Origin of the sequence: Enterococcus sp. 4E1_DIV0656 (assembly GCF_002140695.1) — a bacterium.
GTDB lineage: Bacteria > Bacillota > Bacilli > Lactobacillales > Enterococcaceae > Enterococcus_D > Enterococcus_D entomosocium.
Window position 1 is genome coordinate 2,115 of record NZ_NGLF01000004.1, and the last position, 6,524, is coordinate 8,638.

Consider the following 6,524-nt stretch of genomic DNA (forward strand, 5'->3'; position numbering starts at 1 on the left):
AACGAAGGTTTTTGGTAGAAATGAGATTGTCGTTCTGACAGGTATTACTCTAACATCGTTCAATCTATGTACAAAATCAGCATTTTCACTATTATGTGAAAGATGTTGGCGAATCCGTCTATACTGGGATTCCTGCATCTCTATTTCTAAGTTTCAATAAGTTTTTTAGATAACCATTACCTGCCAATCGTCCATTTCTATGTTCAATATACCTAGGAGTAATTTGTGTTCAAGAGTACCACAAAAGCTAAGATTCTTACTCATTAAAAAAGGGCAGAAACTTAAAATTTTCTGCCCTTTTTTGACACGTCTACTACTCACAATTTTGATTTATATATAATACGTTATTTTGATCACTCGATATTTCATAGATATAATTCTGTCTCTTATACACATCTAGATGTGTATAAGAGACAGGATTCTTACTCATTAAAAAAGGTCAGAAACTTTTAAGTTTCTGACCCCATACAATATTTGTCCCTGTCTCTTATACACATCTAGATGTGTATAAGAGACAGCCAGAAAAGATAATTAATACTATAACATTATCTTTATTATTCTAAGAAATCAGCTTTTTCACTAATACATGAAAATAAAGAAAGATGTCCTGCATAACGACTCATAATCAAGGTATTATTTAAAATCACAAATAGCCATAGTTATCACCAGTCAATTAAATTGTCTGGTGATAACTATGGCTTAACTATATTTCTTCTAGTATTTGTTCAAACTAGAATCCGGTGGCAGAGGGTTAGTTACCATGGCATTGAGTTTTGTTAAAACTCTTGCCCAATCCTTTTCATCGGGCACTTGGTTCATCAATACATAATCCTTTGTCAGTCGATACTCTGCTACATACTGACTGTAGTTTGTAATTAACAGATCTACCGAATCATCATTGAGATGCTTTTCGGTCAGTTCAGCAATTTTTAAATATCGAATCTTGTGTCTCTGACCTAATATTTGATGAGCTTGCGCTCGAATATATTGCACTACCAACGCATCTCCTTCAAGTAAGAACAACAATGAACGGGCAGGGGCATAATAATGAAATAGAATATGGCTATAAAGGGTCAAACTAAACACCACATCATCCTCGTATTGGTTGGATAAGTCTAAGGTTTGTTTGTTTCTTTCATAAAAGTAACGTATTTGATGCAACTCTTTAGCATAGCTCTTTTTGATGGCTTGCTTTTCTTCTATCAATAGCTTGTTTAGTACCGGACTGATCTGATCATTGAGCTTCCGGGTCAAAAAAAAGGCGTTGAAAAAAGTGGCTAATTTGGACTGTTGCGATTCTGTAAATCCGTTATATTTCAAAAAATCTGACGTAAGTGACTCAATTTCCGGCCATTGATTAAAATGCATAAAAAATACTTTTTCCCATTCTGGACGATCAATTGTTCGACGAGAAAGCAACTGATAGTGTACCCAGCTCATTTCTTCTTCTGACAAATAGACCCCATAGCGATCGTATATCAAAGGCTGCAAGGCCATCAACTTCTGGAAATCTTTTTCCTTACGATCAATTAAAAATAGTGATATTGGAAGCGAGATATGCCGTCCCTGACGGCTCCGCTCGATGGTAATATACAAAAGATAATAAAAAGCAGCTGTTGTGCACCCTGATCCTAATTCATACGTTCTACTTTGTGTTTGAAGCATATCGATCAATAGCTCTTGAAGATCTTTAGGAGGGTGTAGGGTATGTGGCGTTTGAGCCCCTTCGTAATAAAAATCAAAGAAAAACCTTCGAATTTGTTCTTCACTTCCGGTAATTGTGACCGGATTTGAGTGCAGAGTCAGGCCGTAGCCGTCCAACGCTTTTTGCGCCAATGTCATAAAGCGTCGCAAAGTACTTTCGGAACAGTTAAAAAATTCAGCTAGATCAGCCACCGATTCTTGTTCTCCATAGAAAATATTTCCAATCAGTTCAAAGAGAATCTCTGGTTCTAACAAAGATTGTTTTTGTTCCTGATAGTGTAGCCGATCGGTTTCTACAAATGTATAGCGGTTTTTGTGGTAGGTAAACTGAGCACTGGTTTCAAAGTATTGCTTCAAATAGCCGATATCCGTAATTAGTGTACGTTGAGACACGTTCAACTGTTTTGAAAGATCCACAATATTGAATTGTTGCTCACGTTCCACGACATTGAGCACCCGCAACCATCGAACTGTCACTGGGTTGCTTACAAACTGCAGCTGCAATTCCCGCATTTGCTCCCCCTCCTTTATATTACTCTCTTTCTTATCATAAGCGTTTTAGGCGTATTTGCCAACAGGAGGGCTTGGTTCTTTTCGCTTTCACTTGACGTAAAAAATTAGCGAGTGACTAGTTTCCATACTCAAATCATACCCGCATAATTCTTTGTAATAAGAACGATAGTCTTGTTCGATCAGTCGAATTAGCTCTTTATCAGAAAAGGACTCTAAGGAAACTGCCTCTGTCAACAAAGACAGCTTGGCATCAATGCCTAAAATGTACGGGATTCGCCGCCAATATGTCTCTTCTGAAAGATCTGTAAGTAATACGAGGAGTTGATCAAACAAGTTGTACATGTAGGTATACAGTTCAGGAGCATCGTGTTGGGTCTTTTTTTTGGCCAACTGTGCCTTGTATTGGTTTAAATAATATTCTTTGGTTTGACGATTTTCCATTGCTTCGTTTCTCCTTTTGGATTTTCTTCTATTTTAAGTTTTATTTTTGTCAAGTCTCATTTCTTTTATTGCAGTTGGTTCTAAAGATAACTAAAAAGGAAAAGAGCAACCACTCCTTTCCTTTTTTGGATACCTTAGTTACCGGGCACTATACTTAATTCCCAAGTAAGCGTCGTTTTGTAACTTTCGGCATGCGGTGTTGCCTCTTTTGGTACGTGGAGCACTATGCTTTCTTGTGCGGTTTCAGCGTCCCCAAAGCGATAGATCCAAGTACCCGTTCCCTCTGTGCCTTCGGCACGAAGCAATGTACGTTTGTTGCCTGGGACAAGCGTCAGTGGGTTCGTCGCTTGCAGGGCAGGTTCTTTTCCTCCTTGTGCGGTGACTAATTGTTGGTTCATCAACTGCAGTTGCGCTCCTGCCAAAGAATGGTCGGAATCAGTTGCAAATTGCTTATTTTGCGTCACAGCCAAGTTCCAGCCATTTCGGTCACTTTCCGGACGTCGATCACTGATCTGAACATAATTCGGTCGCTCTTCTGTTTCGTTCACCGTGCCATCTTCATCTAATAATCGTTGTGGTCGTGCATGGTAGGTTTGGTCAGTCGCCGAAATGGTTTGGGTACCAAAGTTAAATTGAGAAGCAAAATCAAGACTCAGTAGTCCCTGATTTTCTGGTAAATCTGGTTTATTTTCTGGATCGACGTCACTATCTGGATCGATTGGATCTTTCGGAGAAACTGCTTCTATCTCATAAACATAAACAACCGAAATTACCTCATCAGAAAACAGGCCGCTCGCATTTTCTGGAGTCTCTACCAACTGATAGTTTAGGATGGTTTCAGGTTCTGTCTGATAAGCTTCTCCAATAGCCCCAGTAATTACGATTGGCTCCATGAGCTCTTCCCCATCTGTGTCTGTATGATAAACATGAACTTCTCCGGCTTGTACTTCTTCGTAAACTGCCCGAACCACTGCATCTTGACTACCCATTGTGAAAGTCGTTGTTTCAGCAGTCAATGAAGAAATGCTTGATCCCGTCCCAGAGATAAGCTCCCAATGAACAAATTGATAGCCTTCGTTTGGATTAGCATAAATGGTAGTTTCAGCTCCTTGTTGAAGCGCACTTTCTTGCATAGTTGGATTCCCACCAACTTCAGGACCTGCTTTTAATGAAAGAGTGTAGGATGGGAGTGGCGCAATTAATGGGCCGCTGACGGACATAGAAGTTGTGCTAGTAGTAGCTAGTCCCGAACTAGGGTACCGCTGTGCAAAGTCACCTGGAGTTGTTGTAGCAGAAATTATATTTCGTGCCTGAGGTCCGCTCAACTGTAAATCTACACTTGTCCAGGTTCTACCGGTACTAGGAATAAGAGCACCAGTCCCTTTTATGTGAGCGGTAACGTTTCCTGGCATAATCATTTGCCCCAAGTGCACTCCTGTGGTGCGGTTGCCCCTAGTACTTATTTCTAGCGTCCCGTTTGATCTCACTTGTAGATATCCACGATGTTGATTACCCCCATCTTGATATATTATGTTTTGGGCTACTATACCTCCACGCATGAGAAAATCATTTGAAAGTAATACTCTACCACTACCGGTTTGAGAAATCAAAGGTACACTACCTGCAGAGGATGCTGGAGTGTTAAGGTTTGCAGCACGAAGTGGAGTTCCCATTAACTCAAGATTAGCTGTTCCTGAAACAGCAAGAGTATGATTTTGAGTTTGATTTTGAGCTCGATGGTACAATTCTATACATCGGGTCGTATTTCCGCTAAAAAAGTTAATCCTTATACTTTGGTTACGTATATTTAATGAAGTAGACTCAGCATTTATATTTCTTTCCACATTAATAGTTCTTGTAGAGCCACTATTCCATGCGGATCGAAATTGAGTCCAATTATGAACAGTACTCGTGGATCGATTGTGAGGATCTCTGGTTTCTTCTAAAATACGTACGTCTTCTTGATCAAGTAATTCCTGTGAAATAGGTAATTCGTGCTCCAAGACGTATATTGGATTCTTATCTAACTCTTCATTTGTTACAAATTGATGTTCTCCATCAACCTGTAGTAAGTTTGCCTCAGAAAGATCTACTTCATCTTTTTCAATATTTTGAATTGGCTCTTTTACTTCTAAATAAAATGAATCTGCATCATGATCGATTGTAATGAAATAGTTTCCGGTCGATTCAAAAACAATAGGCAGTTCAAAAGAAGTTTTTTGCTTTGAAGTTCGAAGCAGCCAATACTCTCCATGGGAATGTTGAATCGTTTCTCCGTCGGAGAAATAATCAGTAACGATCTCTCCAGCACCGGGCATCCGAATCAGTACCTCATCTGCAGACAAGCTACTTTGAAACGGTAAAATTACTATCTGGCCCACTGTTGTTTGGAAAGTCTTATGCACAAAAGAAAATGCTTGAATTGGTTCTTCTGGACGATTGTTTGGAGAATCTACCGCTTCTGTTTTTGCTGTACTTAAGGTCAAATAGTCTGGCTGATAAGTACGAAAGGCCGCAATTGTTTCGGCATCTACAGATGATTTGTTGTCCGCATGTGCCACGTTTATACTGAATGGAAATGCTTGTAAAAAAAGAAAGGCGATACCCAATAAGGTAAAATTTTTCCGAAGGTTCATTGTGATCACTCCTCGTTTATCTCTGATCGTTTTTTCTTTGTAAGGAACACGTAAACAATTAGGATTCCTAACAGAACAAGCAAAATCAAGGCTCCAATCATCCACCAATTGAGACTGGTATCGATCGTCACATCTTGTCGGTTTAATGCCCGTGCCTCATCGGCATCGATCGTAAATGTCCGTTCCCAGGTCCATTCCTCTTCACCTGAAGTTGCGGCTAGTTTTAAAAGATACTCACCGCTTTGAAAGCGATCCCCATCCAACGAGATAGGAAAATGAAAGTGAGAATTGGGTGCCATCTGCATCCCCTCTTCACTGGCTTCATAGAGAACTTCGTCCTCTCCCACTCGTTGAACCGTGGCATCGATCGCCAAGCGATTCACAAACGTTGGGGTGAAGTTTTGAATCGTTGCACTGATCACATTGCGGTAGTTCAACTGATCCGCAAAAACAGCTAATAAATCTAGATCTGGTTGGACCGAATCCCGGGTGTTACTCACGACAACACCAACCACATACGCAAATTCATTCTTGATCGCCACCCCTTCTCCAGTGGCTTCCTCTTCTTCTTGTTCTTCTTGAACTTCAGAAATGCGTAGGCCACCAGCTAAAAAACCTTTAAACGCTTCTTTAGGCATATGTAAAGGTACTTGAATAGATTTCGTTTCATTTCCTGCTAATTCGATCACCTCTATTGATTCGATCAAGTCAGCTAGTGAATACATCAGACTATTGTCTGGTTCTTCGGCCTCTTTGCCATACTCAACGACCCCATGAACATTGGTATACGCCGTATGAGGCGTCACTTGCACTTGAATCGGTTCACTGCTGGCATTTTGTACTTTCAGTCCTAAGGTTTCTGTTTCTCCAACAGCTAGATTCAAATCAAAATAACTCTTTGATCCTTCGACTTGACTGTCAGGAAATTCAGGAGTGACATAAAAATTGAGGCTGCCTTCATTCGCATGACTGATCATAGGAAAACAAAAAAGGCCAAAGGAAATGACTAACAGAACGAGCCACTTCGTGGCCGCATGATAAATAGGTAAGTAAATATTTCGGGTCAAACTAAACAATCTCCTTTCTTAAAGAAACAGCGCTACAAGAACTTGTAACGCTGTTGAGAGTTCCTAAGGAATCAATTCACTACATTATGTGTTGTCTCCAGGTGCTTCCGGCGTACTCGGGGTATCTGGTTCACCCGCTTCTGGGCCATCTGCATCAGGAATC

At 40.3% G+C, this 6,524-nt stretch carries 4 protein-coding genes; all 4 read right to left on the reverse strand.

Annotated features, from left to right (window positions below):
• Window positions 1–714: 714 nt before the first annotated feature.
• Window positions 715–2,217: a helix-turn-helix domain-containing protein gene (locus tag A5882_RS18625; protein ID WP_086373438.1), complete on the reverse strand. Its 1,503-nt coding sequence runs from the start codon at window positions 2,215–2,217 to the stop codon at window positions 715–717.
• 87 nt (window positions 2,218–2,304) lie between these two features.
• A complete protein-coding gene (locus A5882_RS18630) occupies window positions 2,305–2,658 on the reverse strand; it encodes a hypothetical protein (RefSeq protein WP_086373439.1) in 354 nt (117 codons plus the stop codon).
• A 134-nt stretch (window positions 2,659–2,792) separates the two neighbouring features.
• Window positions 2,793–5,294, reverse strand: a complete 2,502-nt coding sequence (locus A5882_RS18635; protein ID WP_086373440.1) for a WxL domain-containing protein — start codon at window positions 5,292–5,294, stop codon at window positions 2,793–2,795.
• Window positions 5,295–5,299: 5 nt separating this feature from the next.
• On the reverse strand, window positions 5,300–6,361 hold the full coding sequence (locus tag A5882_RS18640; RefSeq protein WP_254908552.1) for a DUF916 and DUF3324 domain-containing protein: 1,062 nt from the start codon (window positions 6,359–6,361) through the stop codon (window positions 5,300–5,302).
• Window positions 6,362–6,524 lie beyond the last annotated feature (163 nt).

Excerpts from the sequence above, each read along its gene's own strand:
- A5882_RS18625 (WP_086373438.1), bottom strand. The coding sequence starts at position 2,217 with ATGCGGGAATTGCAGCTGCAGTTTGTAAGCAACCCAGTGACAGTTCGA.
- A5882_RS18630 (WP_086373439.1), bottom strand. The coding sequence starts at position 2,658 with ATGGAAAATCGTCAAACCAAAGAATATTATTTAAACCAATACAAGGCA.
- A5882_RS18635 (WP_086373440.1), bottom strand. The coding sequence starts at position 5,294 with ATGAACCTTCGGAAAAATTTTACCTTATTGGGTATCGCCTTTCTTTTT.